The following is a 24,136-nucleotide window of genomic DNA, read 5'->3' as shown; positions in this document are numbered from 1 at the left end:
TTTACATCGCTCGTTTCTGTGTGTTTAGTGTCGTCACTGCATATTATACCGATACCCATCAACTGTTAACACCCCACCCAGTCAATTACTCAAAAAAAAAACAGGCCCTCCCTTGATTGTCTATCGCATACAGAAAGTAAAAGGAGGCCAGGACGGAAAAAAGTCAGAACACAGGGTCCTGACTTCTTTTGATAGATCACAGCCAGCTTCCAGTAAACTGGTGAATACCATGTGTATTCGGTGTATCGTCTACTTCTCTTGTGTAGTAGTCTTTCGGCGAAAAGTACTCTCTCGGATAGATGATACAGTTCTCGACTTCTTGGTATGTGTTGTCTGGTTTGAGCCCTCTGTCAATCATGATTTCAGTTATCCTTAATACATTGGTTTTCTCATCTCTGGATCCGTCAGGTAGAATAAATTCACGCCCATCATAATCCTTATACAACTCTTCAACAAACGGATGATGCGGCTGCGCTCCGATGATTCCGGTAGAAATTTCAGTTTCGATTTCAAAACTGAAGAAGGCCGGGTGCTCAAGAAATTTATCGATAGGCTTGATCAGCTCCATATCTGTATCACAGTAAACGCCCCCGTATTCCTTAAGCGCGTAAAGTCGAGCGACATCCGATACAAAGGCCCACTCTTCTCTTTCATATGCCTGCTCTGTATAGATGCCATGGTCTTTCGGATCAAAGTTGGACTCATCCCAGCGCTTTATTTCCCAGTCAGGACAGTATTTCTGCCAGCTTTCCAGACACTTCTGCTCCAGCTCACCTAGTTTATTGCCGCCAAACCAAGCGTAATGAATAATTTTTGGTATCATATCCTCTCTCCCCTTTTGATTAGATATTTATGAGACTTCTTTTTAAGTGTACCAAAAGATAGAACTAAAAACGATTGATAGCTACTGAGCAACTATCGCTGCCTTTCAACTAGTACAGCCGCCACAATTTTTCCCTCTTAAAACGCAAAGTATCCTCACTGTCTGTCTTTACATCAAGGCGCTGAGATAGTTGATCCTTCTTGTGCTCAATCACACTTTCCGTTCTGTCTTCCTTACCAGTTGTGCCCGCAGCCTTCTTACCGACAGGATTACCTAGACCTGCAAAGAAATAGGGATCAGTGCCGGCTGCAAGCACTGATCCCTATGATTGATTATGTGGCCTGTCCATTTCTTTCATGATAACTAATAACTGATTAATCGGCTGCTTCCCTTGCTGTCAAGCTTCAGCAGGACATCATCTAAGATCATGGTGACTGCTTGCCGGAACAGCGTACACCTTTGACGATCCGAAGATACAGTAGTCGGCAGACTGATACCGATTGTTTCTCTGCTGTTCAGGACTTCACCGTACTCATAATCAGTTGTGATCAGAGTGACACGTCCTTTTAAATTGAAACGCTGAATATGTTCAACCCTTTCTTTACTCAGTTTCTTATCAGCTACACAAATAAGCAAGGCTTCATCGGATACCTCTTTTAGCGCATGAAGATCCAGTTCATTAGCATTTAGTTTATGCATAAAGGGTCTGATGTACTCTGTTAGATCTTCCTCCGCTGTCAGGTACACCTCTTTGGCTTTATACACTTCATCAGTAAAACAATCGATTTCTCTTCTGATGACATTACTGATGACTGATTCGAGCAGTTTGAAATTTATTTGTAAATTATCCATCGGTTTCCTCCTTTATTTTCCTGTCTGCCTCTTACAGACCGGCCTTTCCTAAATTATTTACTGACCTTCTCTTGTCTTCTTTAACTGACTGATCACCTATAACTCCTCAGTCTCTATATTTATAGAAAGAATATGACGAGCCAGTTCATCCGCTGTCCGGATCGACCGGAGTGCTGAAAGAAACTCCGGTGTCTTTACATAATCAACTATATTGATCAGTGCATCCAAGTGTCCTAGATTATCTCTGGAAGAGAAGCAGATAAGCATGTCGATAGTCTGATTGTCTGAATAACGGACCGGTTCATGCAGTTTCAAAATACCAAACCCCGTTTCTTTGACTTGTTCAGACCGGGCATGAGGAATGGCTATACCCTCAGCTACGAACATGTAAGACCCGTTTTCTGCAAATGCATGGATCACTTCGCTGACGTATGCTTGCTCGATGTATTTATGGTCTACAAGAGGTTTCAGAGCCAGACTGATGGCTTCTTTGAAAGAATCTGCCCGATCGGCTACTTGAACAAACGCTTCCTTCACCTGTTGTGACTCTCTGACTTCTCTATTTGACAAATCATCTACAAGAAACCGTCCAAAGTTGTGTTTAAGGGCAGTTATCAAATCTTGACTGTCCCCTTCTTTCAGATTTTCAGAGAGGATAGCAAGCAGCTTTGACAATTCGATTTTCTTGCTGTGCCGAATAATCCCTTCACTTTCCAGTTGCTTAAGGTCCTTTTGAGTCAGTAACGGACTGACTTTAAGCACAGGAGCGTGATTTTCATCAGCATTCAAGTCAACGGTCGAAATGATCAAATCCACATTTGCTTTTTCAGAATAATGTTTCAGATAATGTGCTGGAATGACATCCTGTACGTCCACATTAAATTGGCTTGACAGCTGTTCCTCCAGCAGTTTTGATACCCCAATTCCCTGACTGCAGACAATTAGCACTTTTTTGGATACTCCTGTGTAGACAGACTGCCGATGCAGGGCAGCCGCAAAGTGTACGGAAATCAGCGGAACGGCCTGCTGAGGAAGCTGGCAGGCTCCGGCAGACAGTGGAGTTTCCTGCAAAACCTCGGCTACCGTTTCATAAACACCTGGATACTCGCTTTGGATTTCCTCGAACATAATGCTGCTACTGTCGTCAAAACTGCTTTGCCGCATTAGGGGTTTCAAGTGATTATTCAAACCATCAAACAACTCTTTATCCTTCGTTAAATCCACACCATAACGGTAACCGAACGCCTGTACCAGCTGGTAGACTAGCCGATCGATTTCAATCGAATAGTCTTTTTCAAAGATCTCTGAACGGACAAAGCGGCATTGCTTTAAAACGGCCCACGTCTCCTCAATATCTTCATGACTTATTGTAATGGCATAGGCTTCTTCCAGTCCAACTTTCAGCTCTTTTAAAGCTTCAAGCTGCTCATCCGTGCTGGAAACAGTTCTGTTACCGGCTGTGAGCTGCTTACCGGCTTTGTTTCTGATCACGGTAACCATCAGACTGTTTTTCATGCGGGCATAGGAGCTATCTGTAAAAATACCTCTCAGTTGTTGCTGCAGATTATACAAAAACTCTGTTATCCCCGACAAGTCCAGCTCAGCTAAAAACTTGTCCAGCAAGTCGGAAAAAAGCAGTTCATTATAAAAGGAATGACTTGAAATATTCTCCAGTATATCTCGCTGAAACTGACGAACACGCTCTTCTTTACCAGTAAGAATGTAGCCATCTTTGTATTTCAACTTTGTAGAAAGTTGACTTTTCGCCAGTTCTTTGAGCAGCTGATTGAAATCATTTTTCACCGTCATTCGGCTAACCTGAAGTTCTTTACTTATTTTTGTCAAGTTCAGCTTGCCTAACAAAATAAGCGTATATTTGAGGATCAGATACCGTTCCTGGGGCGCCAGAGTGACCTCTGACAAATGCAGCTCTTCAATATAGCTCCTCAAACTGACTCGCTTCTGTTCATCCATATCTTTGAGTATCGCAATATACTCAGGGAAGACTTTACGCGCGAAGAGATTTTCTTCAATATTTTCAAGATCATACCGAATAGTTCGTTTACTTAACTCAAACTGGTCTGCCAGATCCTCCAGAGTCACGTCCGGTTTTGTCGCAATCTGATGCGCTACCATAACTTCTCTTAATGTCAGCAATGCTTCTCCCCCTTTTCTCAATACTCTTCAGATGAGTGTATCATAAAAAATCAGTGTGAGGCTGTGATTTCAATAAGGCAGCTGAACAGGAGGATCCTTGATAGGACCCTCCTGAGTCAGCGCTGTCTATCGTCTAACTGCTATTTAATCTGTAAAATGTGTCAGCAGATACTGTTCTGCTTCTTCATTCCAGATTCCGTCGTGTTTTTTAATCAGACTGTACAGCTCTTTGCACCGCTTATCCTCTTTTCCTTTTTCCCTGAACTCTTCCAAAGCAGTCAGTTCCAAGGAAACCCCCGGATATATGGCATTTTTTCCCGCCAAGGAGTCCTGCATGCCCAGTATCATGTCTGGAACAGACTCCAATCCACCAACATGCGTGATCATAATGGACGGATTAATTTTTCCTTCTTCGGTGAGCTCCAGCGATTTTCTCATATCATCTGTTGAGCCTCCGGACGTGCCTACAAAATGCGTTGAGGCATAGTGCACATTATACAAGTTGACCGGAACCTTAAACTGCTTGTCAGTCGGACCGGCAAAAAAGTTCAGACAGCCGTCGTTACCCAGAATACTGTCTCCAAGTACCAGCAAGGGCTCTACCGCTGCAAAGACAAAGACATCGTCGAAGCCTTTCCCTTCAGATAAGGTCATCAAGTCTTTGATCTGGTCGTCTGATTTAGAGGCATCTACATAGACAAGATCAATTCCTTTATCTTTAGCCACTTCAGGTGGAATCAGTTTTTTCAGACGGTTCAGTCGTCCTTCGTCGATTTCAGTGGCAACAATTCTTTGGATTCCCAGATCTCCATTGACCGCGTAATCCAAAGCACCGATTCCCATTGGGCCACCGCAGCCCAGCAAGGCCAGCTGACCTCCTTTCTTTACCCCCATTTCATGAGTGTAGACATATGGTCTGGTATGATAGTTTGCATTGAAGGCTCCGATAATCGTTGACATTGGCTCAGCAAGCGACCCATTGGCGAAATAATTTTTATTGTATGGCAACACACAGCCCAGGTCGATAGCTACTTTGGGAATGATACAGTACGTGGCATTCCCTCCAAAATACTCATAGCTGTAGCCTGCCGAGTAGCCGCTTTCCAGACCCATAGCGGGCTGCAAGACAAACTTGTCCCCTTCGGTAAACTGATCCTGAATTTTCTTGCCTACTTTTCTGATATAGCCACCAAACTCATGGCCAATCATGACCGGATGCTCCATCAGATTGTCCGGCACCCGCTTATGCTCTTCGGCTAGCAGTGTCGCTTTCAGCGTAGACAGGCAGGCGGTGTCGCTCACAACTTCTACCAGCAGTTCCTCTTCTCCTATTTCCGGCAGGTCAAATTCCCTCACTCTCAAATCTTTCTTTCCATATAAGGCGACCGCTTTCGTTTTCATTTATTCCTCCCTCTCCAAGTCATTTAATAAAGTCTGCAGACTTGGATCATTGATGTAGTTGTCGATGGTTACGATACGCGTATCGGGATGAGCCCTTTTGGCCCGATCCTGCAGATTTTTATGCACGACAATGATATCAGCATCTTTCGGTACATCTTCTATGCGGTAATTTTTCACTTCGATATCTTCGACATTGATTTTCTTCAGTCTCTTTTTGAAGGTTGTCGCACCTAAAGCGCTGCTTCCCAGCCCGGCATCACAGGCAAAAGAAATTTTACTGACTTTCGTGGGCACTTCAGCTACACTGACCGCTTGATTTTTGTTCAGATTTTTTCCTTCACTTTTCATTTGCTTGGATTTTTTTAGAGAGTCCTCAAAGTCATCTTCCTTGCGTCTGTCTGCCTTCAAAATAATGGAAGTGACCACAAAGGAAACAAGGGTGGCGACGGTTACACCTGCAATGATTCCGATAAAGCTTCCGCGCGGTGTTAAAGCCAGGTAGGCAAAGATTGACCCCGGACTTGGTCCGGCAACTAGTCCGGCATCAAACAGCTGGAAGGTCGCAATACCGGACATGCCGCCGGCAATCATTCCCAGTATCGTAATCGGTTTCATCAAAACGAACGGGAAGTACAGCTCATGAATCCCGCCCAGGAAGTGAATAATGATGGCACCAGGTGCTGTTCGTCTAGCTGTTTTCTTTCCAAAAAATGTGAAAGCCAGTAACAGACCTAGTCCCGGTCCAGGATTGGATGCGACGGTAAAGTAGATGGACTGACCCACTTGCAGCGTTTCCTGCAAACCAAGTGGATAATATATTCCCTGATCGATAACGTTATTTAAAAACAATACTTTAGCCGGTTCATTGATCAGTGACAAAAGAGGCAAAAAGCCGGTGGAAACAAGTGTTTCAATGGCGACAGTAACCCCATTATTCGCTACTACAATAACAGGTCCAATAAACAGGAAGGAAAACAGCATCAGCAGAAAACCAAGGATGCCAATCGAAAAGTTGTTGATGACCATTTCAAAGCCAGCCGGAATCTTATCTTCGATCAGCTTGTCAAACTTCTTGATCAGCCAGCCTCCAAATGGCCCGATAATCATGGCCCCCAAAAACATTGGAATATCAGAACCGACGATCAAACCGATTGTACCAATTGTTCCCATGACGGCTCCTCTTTGTCCGCCGACCATTTTCCCGCCGGTATGGGCCAGCAGCAGAGGCAGTAGAAAGGTGATGGCAGGACCAACAATTGTTTCAAGCTGCTCATTGGGGAGCCAGCCAGTAGGGATAAACAGGGCAGTCAGAATCCCCCAGGCGATAAAGGCTCCGATATTAGGCAGGACCATGTTGGTTAGAAATCCTCCAAATGCCTGAATTTTTGCACGATTAGACGATTTAAGGTGTTGATTGTGTACGCTTTCCAATGTAATCATCCTTTCCTTTTACAGTGTTGTTTTGGGTTATAGTTTTATGGACTAGCTGTTTATCTTTGCTCAACTCAAGGGGCCAGTCTGCTGCTAGATTGTGACTTAATACCCGCAGGACATTCATGCGATCGCTTGACTTATAGAAAGCTTCGGCTTCCTCTCTACTGAGTCCTCCTCTCATTTTTCTTTCAATTAAACGGTTTTTAAGCAGTTTTTCTTCGGCATGTATAAAAATACTGAAGTCACAGTACTTTTGAAGTTGCCGCCAGTTGTCTTCATCGAGCAAGAGCCAGTTTCCTTCCACCAGTACAATATCTGCATCGACTTTGAGTGTCTCTTCACTGACATCATGCAGCCTACGGTCATAGACGGGCCAATCTACTGCCTGACTATGAAGAGCCTGCACATTATGTGTAAGCGCTGTTAAATCAAAAGTCTCAGGACAGCCTTTTACGTCATTCAAAAGCACTTTTCTTCCATTTTGAGTCAAATGATTATTCAGGAGGTACTCCCGTCTATGGTGGTAGCCGTCAAGAGAAATCGACTGAAAAGTGAAGGGCGACTGACTTTCTTGATAAATTTTTTCCAGAAAAAGACTTAGCGTTGTTTTGCCTGTTCCGGGAGGAGCCGCAAGGTAGACGACCAGCCGGCTACCCTTGTCTTGCCTTTTCTGAGTCAGCTTTTTTAGTAGCGGTTGAAATACTTGCTCGATTTCTTTATCGGTATAACTAGCTTCCATCTTAAAGCCGTTAACTTCCAGTTCAACCTTCATAGATCTCAACCGTTTCAACCAGCTCCATGATTTCCTCTTCACTAGTGGCTTCCTTCAGCTTGTCACTGAATTCATCTTCGATAAGAATAGAAGAGACATCAGATAAAATATCGAGATGAGTTGTGCTGTCTTTAGCTGCCAACACCAACAGAACTTTCACTTCCTGATTATCAGGGAACATGACCGGTTTCTTCAGATTCAGATAGGCAATCCCTGTCTCCAGCACGCCTTTTTCAGAGGAGGCATGCGGCATGGCCAACCCCGGTACGATAACGATATAGGAACCATTGACTTTGACGTTCTCAATCATTTCTTCTATATAGAGGGGTGAGATGTAGTTTTTTTCGATTAATGGCTGTGATGCGAGAGCGATGGCTTCTTCCCAATTTTCTACCTCATCAGCAAACCTTGTATTATCTTTTAAATATGCACTAATCATAAATATCCACCTTTCGTTTATATGCGTCTGTTTAGTAAGCGTTTTCTTTATGGTTTTATTGTAGCCTCTTCTCAGCTTATTTTAAATTTCAAATATCCCTCAAGATTTTTGAGGCTATTTTTAAGGCAAAAGAGACGCTTGCATAGCTATTGCTGCAACTGCTCATCAGCTTCGCCTCTTCCTTTTTCAACAAAGATAGATTTTAATTATATTTTGCAGCTTTTTTCAAGCAAAAAAAGACAGCCGGAAAAGACCAGCTGCCTATTGATTTAATCCTGCTGTTTACTTTCCACTCAATTCAATACACCCATTCCATTAAAGTACCGGCCTATTTAGTCACGACCTGGTTTTTCAGCTGTGCGTGCTTCGGCTCCACCTGATTGGCCATCGGCTCGATTTTTTTCTTGTACACATAGCGGATAGCCAACAAGGCAAAAATGACGGTAACCCCTTCTGAAATCAACTTGGACCACCAGACCATGTTGACATCTCCCGTCAACGACAAGGCATAAGCAACGGGGACCAGTACGATGAGCTGACGGATAACCTGGACCCATAAACTTAGTACAGCATTGCCCAGTGACTGCATGACGGTTCCCAGCATAAAGCTTATACCGGCAAATACAAAGCTCAGACTAATTGTCCGAAGTGCTGCTACTCCCAAAGAAGCCATCTCATCTGAAGCATTGAACAGAACCAAAAGCTGTTCAGGAAAAATCTGGAAAATGACCATCCATGTAAACATGACGATTACTCCGTACATCAGGCAAATCTTGATGGCCTTCAGCATTCTTTCCTTATTCTTGGCTCCATAGTTGTAGGAAACGATTGGTATCATTCCATTGTTCAGACCAAATACAGGCATAAAGGCAAATCCTTGAAGCCGGGTATAGGCTCCATACACAGCTGTGGCAGTCGAAGAAAACTGGATCAGAATATTATTGAAAATAAGTGACACAAGGGAAGTAATCGAAATCATCGCCATAGATGGTATGCCTACCGCATAGATACGTCTGATCACCTGGAAGTCTGGACGGAACCCACGGTACTGCATGTCCACGTCCTTATTTACTTTTGCATTGATCACAATTGCCATGATGGCTGAAGTAACCTGAGCTATTATAGTAGCAATCGCAGCTCCATACACACCCAGTGCCGGCACGCCGAACCAGCCGAAAATTAAAATGGGGTCCAGGATAATATTCAAAATTGCTCCTGTACCCTGGGTAATCATGGTATAAAACGTCCGTCCGGATGACTGCAGAATCCGCTCATACATGATCTGCATTGTTTTTCCGATAGAAAATGTCGTAACAATCACCGTGTATTCCATACCGTAATTCACGATTTCAGGATTGCTGGTCTGCATTTCAAAAAATGGACGAACTAGAAACAAACCGAAAAGCAGAAAAAGGAAATAATGGAAAAAAGAGATAAAGACCCCATTGTTGGCTGCAGCGCTTGCCATCCCCCGCTTTCCTTCTCCTAAGCGCTTAGACATTTCTGTATTCATCCCGACAGCTGAACCGATTTGAATGGCAATCATCAGCATCTGAACCGGGAAAGCCAAAGAAAGAGCCGTCAAAGCCTCCTCGCTGATTTGGGCGACAAACATGCTGTCAATGGCACTGTAAAGCGACTGAATAAACATGGACAACATCATCGGAAGCGACATGGTCAGGACCAGTTTATTCATGGGCATTTTGCCCAGTTGTTCTGAGTTCATATTTTTCATATACATTCTCCTAAGCTGACTTAGCTAGCTAACTAACTATCTGTAAGTAACTATATCATTATACAAAACCGTACTATGAATTTGAAGCACTTTGACCTAATTAAAGTCATGAAGTCTTCGAACTTTGATTCTTTTTCTGAGGAAACCTTTCTGATACAATACCCATAGAAAAGAAAGGATGGACAAAAAATGAAATTTATCAGTAGACTGCTCAGTCTGATCCTGACTCTGATTATCGGCTTCTGGCTAGGTTCAACCGGCCTATTGACAGGAACCACCCCCGGAAACTGGCTGGAAACGATCACCAGCTATCTTCCCTCCTCTTCTACAGACTTCAATCAGCTGAATCTGCCCTTTGAAACGCCTACTTTTTTTAGTGAGCCGCCTCTAAATGAGAGCACTCCCGATACACAGACCGAGTCCCCCAGTGAAAACTCAGCAGCTGATTCTGATCAGCCCGCGCCGAACATTTACAGTGAACAATCTGATGCTGTCGATGTCGAACTGATCGAACAGACTATTATCAGACTCGTCAATGATCTGCGTGAAGAACAGGGTGTGCAGACTGTTGCTTCAAATGATATGCTTCGGTCAGCAGCAACCATCCGCGCTATCGAAACGGAAGAAAAATTTTCGCATACGCGCCCGGACGGGTCAGATGCCTTTACTGTATTTGAAGAAGACGGTATTCATTATCCTTACCGTATCGCAGGAGAAAACCTAGGTATGGCCACCTACCATTTGTCAGACGAAGCAATGGCCGAGCTGCTCTTTAATGGCTGGGTCGACAGCCAGGGCCATTATGAGAACATGATTCGCCCTGATTACGAGGAAATTGGAATTGGTGTGCACTTTGACGGGGAATTCCTTTATGCAACTCAGTTGTTCGGTACACAACGCTGATACCTAACGAATCATAGTAAAAAGGCTGGAACGTTCCTTCCCCAGCCTTTTTACTTTATTCACTTGAAGCAGTACTCAACAATGGCGATCTGCTGAAGTACTTATACGAGGCTACAGCGTGCTAGCTTACTTATGGTCCAAACACTACTCGGTTCGCCCGCTTAGGGCCTTGGTGTCCCCCTTTATACAGCATAGACTGTACCCTTTATCTGTACAAGTCCGGCCGACGGTCCTGATAGATGCCTATCTCTTCTCTTACTTCTTTCAGGCGAATCAGATCCAAGTCTGTAGTCAAGACTGCCTCTTCTTCTTGCGCTTCTTTAAGAACTTCTCCGAGAGGGTCGATAACGACAGAATGACCACAAAAATCAAGTGTATTTGTTCTGCCGCTGCTGTTTACGCCCACAACGAACATCTGATTTTCAATGGCCCGTGCTTCAAGTAACGTTTTCCAGGGTTTCTGACGGGGATGCGGCCAGGCTGCTGGCACGAAAAGGATCTCAATCCCCTCCAGAGCCATCATGCGGATCCATTCAACAAACCTTAGATCATAACAGGTGGCCACACCGACTTTAACTCCATCCAATTCAAAAACACCTAAACTCTCACCTACCTGAAAATGACGATCCTCTTCAGCAAGGGAAAACAGATGAACTTTGTTGTAGGTGTGGACCAGTTCACCTTGACGATTGTACGTATAGCTTGTATTGTAAAAACCATTTCTTGCTTTGACGGCTACAGATCCTCCGACAATATTGATGCGATATTTTCGTGAAAGCTCACTTAAGAACTTTCTGGTCCGGTGTCCGTCTTCATCAGCTGTCTTCTCCAAATTTTTTGGGAAGAAGGAAACATTCCACATTTCCGGGAGCACAATCACATCCGGTTCTTCTGATTGTGCACAATCTACGATTTTATTAAGGATGGCACTAAAATTTTTGTCTGGATCATTATAATGCAGATCCAACTGTAAAACTGACACTCTCATCGTTTTTATGCCCCTCTCACTTATCTTTTCTCCTCTTAGTGTAACAGTAACCGAAGTCCATTACGAAAAAATCTCATTGTTTCTGCTTCCTAGAGTTTTTCAGAAAAATAGCAGACGCCGCTTTGTGACAAAAAACCTCTGAAACCAGGAAATGGGTGAGTCCGGTTCAGAGGTTCTTTTAAAGTATTGACGTTTCAATATTTGAGGTCAGATGGGTTACATCATACCGCCCATGCCACTTGGATCCATTCCACTTGCTGGTCCATCGTTTTCTGATGGGATGTCCGCAACAGCTGCTTCTGTTGTCAGTAATAACGCAGAAACTGATGCAGCATTCTGAAGTGCAGAGCGGGTCACTTTAGTTGGATCGATAACACCTGCCTGTACCATGTTGACCATTTCTCCTGTAGCTGCATTGAATCCGATACCTGGTTCAACATGTTTCAAACGTTCAACAATCACGCTGCCGTCCAGACCGGCATTTGACGCAATCTGACGTACAGGTTCTTCCAGCGCACGAAGGACGATTTTAACACCGGTTGCCTCGTCACCTTCTACTTCGATTCCCTCAAGTTTGTCCAGGATGTTGATATAGGCTGTACCACCACCGGCGATAATGCCTTCTTCTACAGCTGCACGGGCTGCATTCAAAGCATCCTCAATACGCAGCTTGCGCTCCTTGATTTCCGTTTCAGTAGCGGCACCCACTTTGATCACAGCTACACCACCGGCAAGCTTCGCAATACGCTCCTGCAGTTTTTCGCGATCAAATTCAGAATTGGTTTCTTCTGCCTGCGAACGAAGCATGGCTACACGCTGATCCAGATGCGTCTTTTCACCAGCACCTTCAACAATGGTCGTATCATCCTTAGTCACCACTACTTTGCCGGCAGTACCCAGCTGGTCGATGGTCACATCTTTCAGATCCAGACCCAGGTCGCTTGTAATGACCGTACCGTCTGTGAGGATCGCAATGTCTTCCAACATTCCTTTTCTGCGGTCACCAAAGCCGGGAGCCTTGACTGCAACCACGTTCAACGTTCCTCGGATTTTGTTCAAGACCAGTGTAGGTAGCGCTTCCCCTTCGATGTCATCAGCAATAATTAGCAGCGGACGGTTCTGCTGCATGATGTTTTCAAGAACTGGCAGAATCTCTTGGACAGAAGAGATTTTCTTGTCTGTAATCAGTACGTATGGATTATCCAGGTTGGCTTCCATCTTCTCATTATCCGTTACCATGTACTGAGACAGATATCCTCGGTCAAACTGCATCCCTTCAACCACATCCAGCTCTGTCTCGATGCCCTGAGACTCTTCGATGGTAATGACTCCGTCACTTCCAACACGCTCCATAGCGTCTGCCAGCAGTTTTCCGATTTCTTCATCACCGGATGAAATAGCAGCAATCTGAGCAATGGATTCTTTGTCTTCCACTTTTGTAGAAACTTCATGTAGAGACTCCACTGCTTTTTTCGTTGCTAGCTCAATTCCGCGGCGGATACCCACAGGATTGGCTCCAGCGGTTACATTTTTCATTCCTTCATTCACAATAGCCTGAGCAAGAACAGTTGCCGTTGTTGTCCCGTCTCCAGCGATTTCGTTGGTCTTGCTGGCTACTTCAGCAACCAGCTGAGCTCCCATGTTCTCAAACTTGTCTTCAAATTCGATTTCCTTCGCAATCGTCACTCCGTCATTGGTAATTTGAGGCGCTCCGAAAGATTTATCCAAAATAACGTTTCGGCCTTTCGGTCCCAATGTGACTTTTACGGTATTCGCCAACTTATCTACTCCGCGAAGCATTGCTGCACGTGCGTCTTCAGAAAATTTAATCTCTTTTGCCATATCAATAATCGCTCCTTATAAATGTAATGATTTAGATGCCAAGTGAATTAGTCGATGATTGCAATGATATCGGTGTCTTTGACGACCAGATACTCTGTTCCCTCATACTTTACTTCAGAGCCCGCATATTTTTCGAAAAGCACTTCATCTCCGACTGCCACAGATACAGCTGCCTTGACTCCATTGTCAAGAAGCTTCCCGTCACCAACAGCAATCACTTTAGCTGTCTGCGGCTTCTCTTTAGCAGAATCCGGCAGTACCAGTCCGCTTGCTGTTTTTTCTTCTTCTTTTTTCACTTCAAGAAGTACTCGATTTCCTAAAGGTTTTAACATGATGTAATCCCTCCAAAATAAGTAATCACTATTGTATTTGACTGCTCTTCCGCTTTTCAATCAGCGGGAAACAGAGACTTAGCACTCTAAGCACCTGAGTGCTAACTCCATTACCTAGTATATTCAAAAGTAGAATTTCTTGCAAGTATTTAGTACAAATTTTTTTGGATGTTTTCCCGCTGTGGAAAGCGTATGGTTTTTGTGTTAAATTACTAGTATTGTGGGAATATAAATCAAAGGATGAAACGAATGTCTACAACTGAAAATAATAAGAAAATCGCTTTGCAGATGATTGGATTATTTATCGCTGTTCAGCTTCTTGCTGCTGTTGCGCCTTTGCTGCTGCCTGAATCACTTGGTACACTGGCCTTCATACTGCCTTCAGTGCTGCTGTTTACGCTTGGAGCAGCCGGCATGATCATGCTCCAAAAGAAAAACGGTATGGTTTTTGAATTCGAGACGCCTTTCAAGCAACAAAGACTGCGTGTGCTGTCATGGGGACTGCTGGGCATGGTTTTGGCCATTGTGGTCCAGACTTTAGCCAGCATTATTGAGTTCAACTTTCTCGGTTCTACCCTTGAGTCTCAAAATACTCAAATGATTGTGGAAGTCGTTAGAAGCTACCCTATCTTTCTTCTTGTCGCTGGTGTAGCTGGACCTGTAATGGAAGAATTTGTCTTTCGTAAGGCCCTTTTTGGCTTGATGGTCAGTAAAATTGGTGGAGTCGGTGCAGCAGTGATTAGCTCTCTTCTCTTCGCTTTCATTCACATGGATGGCCTGTTTCTAGTCTATTCATCCATGGGACTGGTCTTTGCCTGGCTTTACATGCATACCAAAAATATCTGGACACCGGTCATTGCCCATTGTCTGATGAATATTTTTGCGGTGCTTGCTAATATCTATCTGCTGTAATCAGCTTAAAGAAAGGAAACACTATGACAGAAAAACAAATTATGTTTCAAATCGGCTTCAAATACATCTTTTTTTTGCTTTTCCTGTTTTTTACTATTGATTCTGTAGGTTCCGGCGGATGGGGGTTCTTCTCTTTCCTCTTTGCCGTTTTTGCAACCAAGGATTTTGTTCAGGGTACTCGCATGGCGGAAGCCTACTATCGAATCAAAAAGAAAAATGACGAATAAACAAAAAACGGTATCCACCTTACACTTGAGGTGAATACCGTTTTTATATTGAAGTATTATAAGACGAAATTATCTACTGAATCGTCATCCTTAGCTGCTAAACTGTCCTTGTCCATATCCTGGTAGTAATTGATAAAATAGATAAGAGTCTGCAGCTCATTAGTCAGGTCTACATTATGCACACGCACTTCTTTCGGTACGGTAACTCTGATAGGAGTAAAATTCATAATACCTTTTACTCCGCCTTTGACCAGTTTGTCTGCCATATCCTGAGCGATTTCCGAAGGTACGGTCAAAATTGCTACGTCAATCTGCTGCATTTTTAGCTGTTCAACCATATCATTGATATCATAAACCGGCACGCCTTGATGAATGGTTCCAATCAGCTCTTCCTTAACATCGAAGCCGGCACTGATCCGGATATTGTTGTTTCGTCGGAAGTTGTAGTTCAAAAGCGCCTGTCCCAAGTTTCCTACACCAATTAAGGCAACGTTAGTCAACCGATCCTGATTAAGCGTTTTACTGAAGAAATTCATGAGGGCTTCAACATCGTAACCGTACCCTCTTTTACCGAGAGCACCAAAATATGAAAAATCACGACGGATAGTAGCACTGTCCACTTTGATTGCTTCGCTCAGCTTAGCAGAGGATACGCGCTCTTTTCCGGCTTCATACAAGAATCTCAAATAGCGGTAATATAGCGGTAGTCGCCGCGCAGTAGCTTTAGGAATTTTTTTGTCAGCCATTTTTCATTCTCCTTGTTATCTAACTTTTTTAACTTACATATCTTCTCCGTTTGACTATAATCCTGTAAAGAACACGTGTATATTCATACTTGTGCATTCACAAACTTGTTGAAAGATACCATTTCATATTATACCATTATCCCTATGAAAATAAAGTATATAAGGCTGTATACTAAAAATAATCATCAATTTTTTAAACAATTCCATGTTTGCAGCTGAACATTGGCTCTAATTTGAACAAAGAGTTAAAAAGTGTCATGAACACCCTCTCTCTTTCAGCTAAAGGGAGATTTTAAATTGACTGTCAGCTGCCCTTGTGTCTATGCTAAACTATTGGAAGAGAACCATGATCAAACAAGACAACATCTAGTCGCAGACTATTTTTATCATGATGAGAAAGATGAGGACCAGAGATGATACTTCTACAGACACAGAAAATTGCCCGCTACTTTGGGGCAGACAAGTTATTCGACAATGTTTCTCTTGAAATTCAGGAAAAATCCCGCATAGGTTTGGTCGGGAGAAACGGAGCCGGAAAATCGACCCTGCTTAATATTTTATCCGGCAAAGAAGAGCCTGATGAGGGCGCCATCCACATGAAAAAAGAATGCTCCATCGGCTATCTGGATCAGCACACTGGCCTGGAGTCGGACCTGACTATCTGGGAAGAAATGGCGAAACTGACCGAACACACACGCATGCTAGAAGCTGAAATGAACACAATCGAACATCGACTGGCTGATCACACACTCGACAAGGAAGAAAATGATTACCGCTCCCTTCTTGACCGTTACGACCGCCTGCAGCAGACATTTAAACAAGCAAATGGATACGGGATAGAAAGCGAAATCCGCTCGGTTTTGCATGGTTTTCGCTTTTATGAAGAAGACTATGATATGCCGATCGCTAACTTGTCTGGAGGACAAAAAACACGGCTGGCTTTGGCAAAGCTGCTGTTGCAGAAAAAAGATCTGCTAATACTAGATGAGCCAACCAACCACCTTGATATCGATACCCTGTCCTGGCTCGAGACCTACCTCCAAAACTATTCCAAAGCGCTGCTTATTGTCTCTCATGACCGCTATTTTATGGATAAAGTTGTGCAGGAAATTTATGAAGTTTCTAGAGGATCCGTCACTCATTATCACGGAAACTATTCTCAGTATTTGAAAGAAAAATCAGAGAGAATCAAGACGGAATGGAAGACATTTGAAAAGCAGCAGAAAAAGGTGGCTAAACTTGAAGAGTTTGTCAACCGCAACATCGTTCGCGCCTCGACTACAAAGCGTGCACAAGCTAGACGCAAGCAACTGGAAAAAATGGACCCGCTAAACAAGCCTCAGGGAGATGAAAAAAGTGCCCACTTCCAGTTCGAAGTGGAGCGTGACTCCGGTCAAGTCGTTTTGCAGGCAGAAGAACTTGCCGTCGGCTATAAGCATACCCCCTTGTCTAGAGGGATAGATTTGGATGTAAGAAAAGAAGAATCTATAGCCATCGTGGGCCCCAATGGAGTCGGTAAAACTACCTTGCTTAAGACTCTCATTCGTCATCTGTCGCCACTTGAAGGAGACATCCGTTACGGTGCCAAAGTTGATATCGGCTATTACGATCAGGAGCAGCTGACACTGAATGAGCAAAAATCAGTCTTGAACGAAGTATGGGATGATCACCCGCTTATGTCTGAACAATCGGTCCGAACTCTGCTAGGCTCATTTCTTTTCAGTGGGGACGATGTGGATAAAACCGTAGGCTCCCTCAGCGGAGGAGAAAAATCCCGTGTGGCCCTGGCTAAGCTAGCTCTGGAAAAAAACAATCTTCTCTTGCTGGATGAGCCGACAAATCATCTGGACATTGATTCCAAAGAAGTACTTGAGAATGCCCTGATTGATTTTGAAGGGACACTCCTGTTCGTTTCACATGACCGTTATTTTATCAACCGGCTGGCCACCAAAATTATTGAGCTGTCAGAAGATGGTGCAACGGTTTACCTTGGTGACTATGACTACTATGTACAAAAAAAAGCAGAGCTCGTTGCGCTCCGTCTGCTGGAAGATGAGGAAAATGCAGCGTCAGAAACTGGCCTACAAGACACCTTCCGTACTAAGGCAAGCAGCCAGAACAAACTAGATTTTGAAGCGCAAAAAGAAAAGCAAAAGCAGGAACGCAAGCTTTCCAGGGCAATTGAGTCTTGTGAACAGCAACTGGAAAAGCTCGAAACTGAACTGGAGAAGGTGCAGTTTGAATTGAGTCAGCCTGATGTGTTTTCTGATGTGGAAAAAGCAGAAATACTGGCTAAAGAAAATGACCGACTTTCCTCAAAGCAGGAAGAGCTTTTAAATGAATGGGAAGCGCTACAAGACGAACTTGATAACGTATAGACAGCTCATACATCACCTTACTTTGACTTTTTTCACATAATAGAAATGAGGACACTTATGGACCAGATGGACTTAAAAATACTGCAGATTTTACAGGAGAACAGCCGTGCTTCATTAAAGGAAATTGCAGGTGAAACGTATTTGTCTTCCCCGGCAATTTCCAATCGTATAACTAAGCTAGAAAAAGAAGGCTATATCGAAAAATACTTGACTCAAGTGAATCTGAAAAAACTGGGTTACCATATCCAGGCCTTTATTCAGCTGGACTTGCAGCCTCGACAGAAAAAAGAATTCTATCCTTACATCGATGCCATCCCGAATGTGATTGAATGCAACTGTGTAACCGGAGAATTTTCCATGCTAATCAAAGTGGCTTATCCGACCACAACTGAACTGGATGATTTCATCAATGACTTGCAGCAGTTCGGAAAAACCTATACTCAAATCATTTTCTCCACTCCTGTTTCTGCCCGAGGGGTGACCCTTGATGGTGAAGAAAACTGACGAAAAAAAGTAGCCGTATCCATTGATCTCAGGAGTGGCTAGAACATCAGACATTAAAACAAAAGCGTACAAAAAAGGGCGGGGAACGGTTCCCCACCCTTTTTTGTATCCTCTACTCTAGCTAGGTATTGCTCAAAACAGCCTGTTTTACCTTGCACTTGAAAAATGAGCCTACCTCCGATTACACTAGTCTTTACATATCAATCGGCGCGAGTATCTGGGATGAGCAGATTTTATACGGACAGTCCCGGTTGACCATTCAAAGCATAATCTGAAAATTCTGCTTTAGCTAGCTTGACTTGCGCCGCAGCTCCAATCATTGCAGCATTGTCTCCACATAAAGCCAGTGGAGGAATCAGCAGCTTGACCTCTGGTAATTCAGCTGCCACAGCTTTCTCGAGGGCGCTCCGCAGCCCCCGATTGGCAGCTACGCCTCCGGCCAGTACCAGCTGCTTGACAGGCCGGTCTTTAGCGGCTCGAATGGTCTTGTCGACCAGTACCTCCACAACTGCTGCCTGAAAACTGGCAGCCAGGTCATCTGTGTGAATGGGTTCACCTTTTTGCTTTGCGTTATGAACAGTATTGATGAACGCACTTTTCAGGCCGCTGAAACTGAAATCATAATTATCTTCCCGAATCATGGCTCGAGGGAAATGATACGTATCTGCACCCTTGTGCGCCATTTCATCTATATGTTTGCCCCCAGGATAAGGTACCCCGAGTACGCGTCCGATTTTGTCATACGCTTCACCAGCAGCATCATCTCTGGTCTCCCCAATCACTTCAAAGGAGTCTGGAGCTGACATGTAAATCAGTTCTGTATGCCCTCCACTGACGACCAGCGACAGCAGTGGAAACTGCATATCGGACACCAGCCGATTCGCAAAAATATGCCCTTTGATGTGGTTGACTGCAATCAGCGGAAGGCCATGAGCAAAAGCGATGGCCTTTGCTGCATTGACTCCAATCAACAGAGCGCCAACCAGTCCGGGACCTTCTGTGACCGCTACGGCATCCAGATCAGCATACGCTATACCTGCCTCCTGCATCGCCTCTTCAATGATCAGTGTAATCTGTTCTACATGGTGACGGCTGGCTATTTCCGGAACAACTCCGCCGAAACGCTGATGGCTTTTAACCTGTGACGCCACAATATTCGACAAAATCACTTTGCCCTCTTCGATTACAGCTGCACTCGTTTCGTCGCAGCTTGTTTCAATTGCTAATATTTTTCTTGATGACATGTTGGTCCTTCTTTCCAATGGTACATTTCATAATGATGGCATCTTCAGCCGGTTTAGTATAGTACTGTTTTCTGCTAGCTATTTCCGAAAAGCCCTGCTTGGAATAAAAGCGGCGTGCGCGGTTATTAGAAGCTCTGACCTCTAAAAAAATCAGCTTTACTCCTTCTGATATACACCAGGACTTGTACGCCTCCATCAGCTGACTTGCTACTTGCTGCTGATGATGAGGGGGATCAACAACTAGCAGATAAAGTTCTGCCTCTTCTCCGAGCAGCTGTCCGCCTATATACCCCAGTAGTCGTTTATTCTGCTCGGCTACAAAAAAAATAAGATCGGTTCGAACAAGCGTCTCACTGAACTGCTCAAGGGACCAGGGAGAGCCATATTTAAAAGCTCGGTCAGCCATATCAAAAAAATCTTGAGCCCGCTCTTCTGCCTGGAGAAACGGACGAATCGTCAACACTTTACTATTCATAGCCTGAATCCAATGCTTCTCTTTCTGCCTGCTGCACATCAAGCTCATACCGCATTTCCAGTGCATCTTCATGGTCGTTAGCATAGTAGTCCTTTTTGATTCTTCCTCGTTCAAAACCGATCGTCTCATACAGGCTCTGGGCTGTTTTATTGGATACACGAACTTCCAGTGTGACTTCTTTGATGTCCTCTTTTTCTGCAATATTAATGATTTCTTTCAGCATATAAGTGGCAATACCTTTCTTCTGATAGGCTGGAATCGTTGCAATATTGGTAATATGTGCTTCTTTGGCTACAAACCATGACCCGATAAAGGCGACGGGTTCTTTATGGTCGTAAACAATCAGATAAAAAGCATTCTTGTTGAAACGGATTTCATGTAGGATCGCTGAGCGGTTCCAGGGGGTCAGCCCGTCATAGCAAGCCCGTTCGACGGCCAGGATCCCGTCGACGTCCGCTTCTGCAGCAACCTTTGTGTGCAGAAACTGTTCGTCGGACAGTGGGAAGATGCTCTGTTCCAGCCTGATTCTTGAAGTCAACGGTACAAAGGTTTTAGTTGTAGTCTTTGCTACCCTGTCAGAAAACCATTCTTTAAAGTTTTTCAATCCACCCGCCTCCTAGAGACTCCTCTGTCTGTGTTTCCATCCATTTCTGTTCCGCTTCGGCCAGCTTGAGATAGCTGGGTTCAAAAGTATGCACGACTTCTGGCTTCTTATCCCGTGCTAGTTCAGCTAGCACACTTGCTCTCGGAAGCGTTTGTGAAGGTGCCAGCAGAAGCAGACGGTCCCCGAGACGATTATTCAGTACATCCATATGTTTATTTACATCGGTACCTACAAGCTGAACGGGAGCTTGCAGTCCCTCTAAAAAATCAGCCCATTTTTCGATCGCAATATGAGTATCTGTTTGAACCGGTCGGCATACACCCTGCTGGTAGTGGTAAAGACCGGTATAAATATTTCCTCTTCTCGCATCAAATAGCGGAACAATAAAGGACCCAGGAATCTGCTCCCCGTTTCCTGCCAGAACATGAAGACTGGATACTCCTACAAGCTCAGCTCCCACTGCATAGGCCAGTGTTTTGGCAACCGTGACCCCAATACGCACACCTGTATAAGATCCAGGCCCACTGGCTACAGCTACACGGTCTATATCCTTGGGAACCCAGTTTGCTTCCCCAAAAAGTGCTTCTATCGATGGCATCAGCTGGATACTGTGGTTTCTTTTAATATTGACCGTCTTTTCGATAACTAGACCATCCTCATCAACCAGTGCAATAGACATGGCCTGATTGGATGTATCGATCCCAAGAATTTTCATACATGTACTCCTTATTGTTTATCTATATGGTTTCAGTTTAGCATATTTGCAGGCTTTTGAGAAAGAAATCCGAGCGACTTACAGGCGTTTCTTTTGCTTTATTTACCTATCCGTCTTACAATAATTTTGAACGTAATAAATATATTATATGGAAGGCGGATTTAGTATGAGTGAAAATAAAGAAAGTATGAAAGAGAAAGCCAAAGGGCTGAAAGATAAAGTCGTTGGAGGAGCCAAAGATGCATATGGTGATGCAGTCGACGATAAAGCGAAACAGGCCGAAGGGAAGGCTCAAAAAGCTAAAGGGCACGGTCACGAAAAGGTTGGCGAACTAAAGGAAGACAGAAAAGACTAGAAAAAGACTAGCTGGCTGTCAGACAGTTGAGCTGATATAAAAACAGTGGCCCATTTTCAGCAGTAGCTGAGAATGGGCCTAGTATTATAATCATTCTATTAAGAAACAGGGGGATAAACAGACTATGAGCAAAGTATTGATTACAGGAGCAACCGGTGCAATCGGCACTAACTTGACCCGACATTTAAAAGGCCGCCATGAGCTGGTTCTGAGCGACATTGACTTTTCTGACTTTCCACAGGAACTGAAAGACGGTTTAAAAATTGTCGAAGCTGACTTGTCCAAGCTAGATAGCTGGGGAGACGCCCTAGACGGAGTAGAGTATGTTATTCAACTGGCTGGAAACCCTGATCCGGATGCAGATTTTTACGATGACCTGGTCGATTTGAATTACGTCCTGCCTCAAAACCTGTATAAAAAGGCTGCCGAATCATCCACAGTCAAGCGAATCATCTTTGCCAGTTCGATTCATGCCAGTGACGCCTATCCAGACAATGTACAAGTCAAAACAACAGATCAGATCCGGCCTGACGACTTATATGGCGTCTCCAAAGCCTATTTGGAAGCACTCGGCAGCTACTACGCTTTCAAAAAGGGTATAGAATCCATTGGCATTCGGATCGGGGACTACAAGTCCGATGATTCTGAACTGGATCCGGATAGTGACTTTTATGGCATGAGCATGTACTTTTCGGCTCGCGACATGAATCACCTGATTGACTGTTGTTTAAAAGCTGAGCTGACAGAACCTTACCTTTTGGTCAATGGTGTCTCAAATAACAGCTTCCCCCGTCTGGATATCGATTCTGCCAGAGTTCATTTAGGTTATACACCTGTGGATAATGCCTTTGAAAAATGTGGTAAGGTTTAAGCTTTTCTTATTGAGGGGCGAGACATCAGAAACGGGGCCTGAATACCTGTGCTTTGCTTAAACTGAATAACAAGAAACAAGCTGACCAGCTTTGATCAGCCCTTTACACAACACATAAAACCATGCAGCTGCCCTTCTGCAATAAATGAAGGCCCGCTATGCATGGTTTTATGTATTGTATTGATCACTCAAGCAGAAGCCAGATATCAGCTGACGCTCGTTGCTCTATCTCAGACCGAAAGAATAAATCGTTCGTGACTGATAAGTCTCTCCCGGCTCCAGTACTATATTCCCAAATCCGGGCTGGTTTAAGGCGTCCGGTAATTGCTGAGTTTCCAGCGTAATACCTGCATATTGCCGGACTGGTCTACCCTCAATACTAAAATCATTGATTGCTTCGTTATGGGTAAAGATGACGACACTGTCCCGGTCTGTTTGAAACTGCACTTCACGCCCGCTCATTGGATCGTACAGACTCCCATCAACTTTGTTTTTTCCATTTTTTTTGATCACAAAAGGATGATCCAGCCCATTCAACGGTTTGATTTGAGGATGAGCAGACAGCACAGCCTCTCCAACGGACTTAGCTTCACTAAAGTCAAAAGGAGTCCCTTCGGTATTCTCCAGCTTGCCTGTCGGCAAATTATCCTGGGTCAAAGGAGCAAACTGCTGACTATTCAGCTTTAGTTCATGATTTAAAACAGACTGACTGACATCTCCTGTTAAGTTAAAGTAGACGTGATGGGTTGGATTGAATGGTGTCCTTGCATCTGTACTGGCGGAATAATCAATAATCCAGTCATTGGTTTCTGTCAGCGTATACGTGACTTTTATCTCCATATTTCCTGGAAATCCATTTTCACCGGCTGGACTGTTATAGCGGAAAATAAGACGGCCAGCTGATCCGTCAGCTTCTACTTCTGTCTCTATAGCCCATAGCTGGGTATCCAGTCCCTGAGGGCCACCATGAAGCTGGTTCCCCCCCTCATTTGTATCAACATGGACTGTACGGCCACTCAGTTGAAATTTTCCCTGGGCGATTCTGCCGGCTGTTCTGCCAATAACAGCGCCATAAAAGGGCCTGTAATTGATCATGTCTTCAATATTGTCTACGTTCAGTGTGATGGCAGCCCTATTGCCTCTTTTATCCGGTGTAACGATTTTTGTGAGTACCGCCCCAAATGGGATGGCGCTGATTGAAACTCCCTGTGTGTTGGTCAGTGTATACTCTTTGATGTCTTTATTTTCATACTTTCCATAAAAATCTGATGATATTTTCATGTTTACCTCCAAAAAAATGCTTTTCTTTCTTAGTGTAGTACACCTTCAAGCTTTCGTCCAGCTAAAAATAAAAACGCTTACTTTTTTCTAGACTGACCTGCTGATTTGAGACACTAATAAAACACCTTCTTAGACTGCTATTCCTC

24 protein-coding genes are annotated in these 24,136 nt (G+C 44.1%); 7 read left to right on the top strand and 17 right to left on the bottom strand.

Going from position 1 to position 24,136, the window contains the following annotated elements:
• Nucleotides 1–196: 196 nt before the first annotated feature.
• The 8 genes from ADIAL_RS04245 to ADIAL_RS04205 form a co-directional block, all read right to left on the bottom strand.
• A complete protein-coding gene (locus ADIAL_RS04245; RefSeq protein ID WP_331279800.1) occupies nucleotides 197–850 on the bottom strand; it encodes a glycosyltransferase family 32 protein in 654 nt (217 codons plus the stop codon).
• A gap of 336 nt (nucleotides 851–1,186) precedes the next feature.
• Nucleotides 1,187–1,675 carry a hypothetical protein gene (locus ADIAL_RS04235; protein ID WP_034300485.1) on the bottom strand — a complete coding sequence of 163 codons (489 nt, stop codon included), beginning with the start codon at nucleotides 1,673–1,675 and terminating at the stop codon, nucleotides 1,187–1,189.
• 96 nt (nucleotides 1,676–1,771) lie between these two features.
• Entirely contained in the window at nucleotides 1,772–3,832 is a 2,061-nt protein-coding gene (locus ADIAL_RS04230; protein ID WP_034300483.1) for a BglG family transcription antiterminator, read from the bottom strand.
• Between the two features lie 144 nt (nucleotides 3,833–3,976).
• Nucleotides 3,977–5,233, bottom strand: coding sequence for a zinc-binding dehydrogenase (locus tag ADIAL_RS04225; RefSeq protein ID WP_034300481.1), 1,257 nt, complete (start codon nucleotides 5,231–5,233; stop codon nucleotides 3,977–3,979).
• Nucleotides 5,234–6,673 (bottom strand): PTS mannitol transporter subunit IICB, encoded by a 1,440-nt coding sequence (locus tag ADIAL_RS04220; RefSeq protein WP_034300479.1) that lies wholly within the window; start codon nucleotides 6,671–6,673, stop codon nucleotides 5,234–5,236. It lies immediately after the preceding gene.
• Nucleotides 6,636–7,481, bottom strand: a complete 846-nt coding sequence (locus ADIAL_RS04215) for a nucleoside/nucleotide kinase family protein (protein ID WP_197017762.1) — start codon at nucleotides 7,479–7,481, stop codon at nucleotides 6,636–6,638. The genes ADIAL_RS04220 and ADIAL_RS04215 overlap by 38 nt, the downstream gene beginning before the upstream one ends.
• Entirely contained in the window at nucleotides 7,429–7,878 is a 450-nt protein-coding gene (locus ADIAL_RS04210) for a PTS sugar transporter subunit IIA (RefSeq protein ID WP_034300477.1), read from the bottom strand. The genes ADIAL_RS04215 and ADIAL_RS04210 overlap by 53 nt, the downstream gene beginning before the upstream one ends.
• Before the next feature lie 328 nt (nucleotides 7,879–8,206).
• Nucleotides 8,207–9,613, bottom strand: coding sequence for an MATE family efflux transporter (locus ADIAL_RS04205; RefSeq protein WP_051503707.1), 1,407 nt, complete (start codon nucleotides 9,611–9,613; stop codon nucleotides 8,207–8,209).
• Between the two features lie 189 nt (nucleotides 9,614–9,802).
• On the opposite strand from ADIAL_RS04205, the gene ADIAL_RS04200 reads away from it, so the two are divergent.
• Nucleotides 9,803–10,516: a CAP domain-containing protein gene (locus ADIAL_RS04200; protein ID WP_034300475.1), complete on the top strand. Its 714-nt coding sequence runs from the start codon at nucleotides 9,803–9,805 to the stop codon at nucleotides 10,514–10,516.
• A 205-nt stretch (nucleotides 10,517–10,721) separates the two neighbouring features.
• Here the strand turns inward: ADIAL_RS04200 and ADIAL_RS04195 are convergent, their stop codons facing one another.
• The 3 genes from ADIAL_RS04195 to groES all read right to left on the bottom strand — a co-directional run bounded on the left by ADIAL_RS04195 (nucleotide 10,722) and on the right by groES (nucleotide 13,678).
• The gene (locus ADIAL_RS04195) at nucleotides 10,722–11,504 is read right to left on the bottom strand and encodes a carbon-nitrogen family hydrolase (protein ID WP_034300473.1); all 783 of its coding nucleotides are present in this window, start codon (nucleotides 11,502–11,504) and stop codon (nucleotides 10,722–10,724) included.
• Nucleotides 11,505–11,720: 216 nt separating this feature from the next.
• The gene (gene groL, locus ADIAL_RS04190; protein WP_034300471.1) at nucleotides 11,721–13,346 is read right to left on the bottom strand and encodes a chaperonin GroEL; all 1,626 of its coding nucleotides are present in this window, start codon (nucleotides 13,344–13,346) and stop codon (nucleotides 11,721–11,723) included.
• 47 nt (nucleotides 13,347–13,393) lie between these two features.
• Nucleotides 13,394–13,678, bottom strand: coding sequence for a co-chaperone GroES (gene groES, locus ADIAL_RS04185; protein WP_034300469.1), 285 nt, complete (start codon nucleotides 13,676–13,678; stop codon nucleotides 13,394–13,396).
• A 249-nt stretch (nucleotides 13,679–13,927) separates the two neighbouring features.
• Between groES and ADIAL_RS04180 the strand changes: the two genes are divergently transcribed.
• Both ADIAL_RS04180 and ADIAL_RS04175 read left to right on the top strand, forming a co-directional pair.
• Nucleotides 13,928–14,590 (top strand): CPBP family intramembrane glutamic endopeptidase, encoded by a 663-nt coding sequence (locus tag ADIAL_RS04180; RefSeq protein ID WP_034300467.1) that lies wholly within the window; start codon nucleotides 13,928–13,930, stop codon nucleotides 14,588–14,590.
• A gap of 23 nt (nucleotides 14,591–14,613) precedes the next feature.
• Nucleotides 14,614–14,817 carry a DUF4305 domain-containing protein gene (locus ADIAL_RS04175; RefSeq protein ID WP_034300465.1) on the top strand — a complete coding sequence of 68 codons (204 nt, stop codon included), beginning with the start codon at nucleotides 14,614–14,616 and terminating at the stop codon, nucleotides 14,815–14,817.
• A gap of 56 nt (nucleotides 14,818–14,873) precedes the next feature.
• Here the strand turns inward: ADIAL_RS04175 and ADIAL_RS04170 are convergent, their stop codons facing one another.
• Nucleotides 14,874–15,563, bottom strand: a complete 690-nt coding sequence (locus ADIAL_RS04170) for a redox-sensing transcriptional repressor Rex (protein WP_034300463.1) — start codon at nucleotides 15,561–15,563, stop codon at nucleotides 14,874–14,876.
• Between the two features lie 413 nt (nucleotides 15,564–15,976).
• Here ADIAL_RS04170 and ADIAL_RS04165 point away from each other — a divergent pair, with 413 nt between their 5' ends.
• Both ADIAL_RS04165 and ADIAL_RS04160 read left to right on the top strand, forming a co-directional pair.
• Nucleotides 15,977–17,941 carry an ABC-F family ATP-binding cassette domain-containing protein gene (locus tag ADIAL_RS04165; protein WP_034300461.1) on the top strand — a complete coding sequence of 655 codons (1,965 nt, stop codon included), beginning with the start codon at nucleotides 15,977–15,979 and terminating at the stop codon, nucleotides 17,939–17,941.
• A 57-nt stretch (nucleotides 17,942–17,998) separates the two neighbouring features.
• Complete coding sequence (locus tag ADIAL_RS04160; RefSeq protein ID WP_034300459.1) at nucleotides 17,999–18,445, top strand: Lrp/AsnC family transcriptional regulator; 447 nt, start codon at nucleotides 17,999–18,001, stop codon at nucleotides 18,443–18,445.
• A 233-nt stretch (nucleotides 18,446–18,678) separates the two neighbouring features.
• Here the strand turns inward: ADIAL_RS04160 and tsaD are convergent, their stop codons facing one another.
• Genes tsaD through tsaB form a run of 4 tightly spaced genes read right to left on the bottom strand, consistent with a single transcriptional unit; the run spans nucleotide 18,679 to nucleotide 21,483 of the window.
• The gene (gene tsaD, locus ADIAL_RS04155; protein WP_034300457.1) at nucleotides 18,679–19,689 is read right to left on the bottom strand and encodes a tRNA (adenosine(37)-N6)-threonylcarbamoyltransferase complex transferase subunit TsaD; all 1,011 of its coding nucleotides are present in this window, start codon (nucleotides 19,687–19,689) and stop codon (nucleotides 18,679–18,681) included.
• Nucleotides 19,661–20,164 (bottom strand): ribosomal protein S18-alanine N-acetyltransferase, encoded by a 504-nt coding sequence (rimI, locus tag ADIAL_RS11025; RefSeq protein ID WP_051503706.1) that lies wholly within the window; start codon nucleotides 20,162–20,164, stop codon nucleotides 19,661–19,663. The genes tsaD and rimI (ADIAL_RS11025) overlap by 29 nt, the downstream gene beginning before the upstream one ends.
• The gene (rimI, locus tag ADIAL_RS04145; protein ID WP_155849176.1) at nucleotides 20,157–20,768 is read right to left on the bottom strand and encodes a ribosomal protein S18-alanine N-acetyltransferase; all 612 of its coding nucleotides are present in this window, start codon (nucleotides 20,766–20,768) and stop codon (nucleotides 20,157–20,159) included. Before rimI (ADIAL_RS04145) ends, rimI (ADIAL_RS11025) begins: the two co-directional genes overlap by 8 nt.
• The gene (gene tsaB / locus ADIAL_RS04140; RefSeq protein WP_034300455.1) at nucleotides 20,755–21,483 is read right to left on the bottom strand and encodes a tRNA (adenosine(37)-N6)-threonylcarbamoyltransferase complex dimerization subunit type 1 TsaB; all 729 of its coding nucleotides are present in this window, start codon (nucleotides 21,481–21,483) and stop codon (nucleotides 20,755–20,757) included. The genes rimI (ADIAL_RS04145) and tsaB overlap by 14 nt, the downstream gene beginning before the upstream one ends.
• 166 nt (nucleotides 21,484–21,649) lie before the next feature.
• Between tsaB and ADIAL_RS04135 the strand changes: the two genes are divergently transcribed.
• Together ADIAL_RS04135 and ADIAL_RS04130 are read left to right on the top strand one after the other, a co-directional pair.
• Complete coding sequence (locus ADIAL_RS04135; RefSeq protein WP_034300453.1) at nucleotides 21,650–21,838, top strand: CsbD family protein; 189 nt, start codon at nucleotides 21,650–21,652, stop codon at nucleotides 21,836–21,838.
• 124 nt (nucleotides 21,839–21,962) lie between these two features.
• Entirely contained in the window at nucleotides 21,963–22,709 is a 747-nt protein-coding gene (locus ADIAL_RS04130) for an NAD-dependent epimerase/dehydratase family protein (RefSeq protein WP_034300451.1), read from the top strand.
• A gap of 225 nt (nucleotides 22,710–22,934) precedes the next feature.
• Here the strand turns inward: ADIAL_RS04130 and ADIAL_RS04125 are convergent, their stop codons facing one another.
• Entirely contained in the window at nucleotides 22,935–23,990 is a 1,056-nt protein-coding gene (locus ADIAL_RS04125; protein WP_034300449.1) for an aldose epimerase family protein, read from the bottom strand.
• Nucleotides 23,991–24,136 lie beyond the last annotated feature (146 nt).

It is taken from the genome of Alkalibacterium sp. AK22 (assembly GCF_000585255.1).
Lineage (GTDB): Bacteria > Bacillota > Bacilli > Lactobacillales > Carnobacteriaceae_A > Alkalibacterium.
Note: the sequence above shows the minus strand (reverse complement) of the source record. Positions and strands in the feature narration are given on the sequence as shown.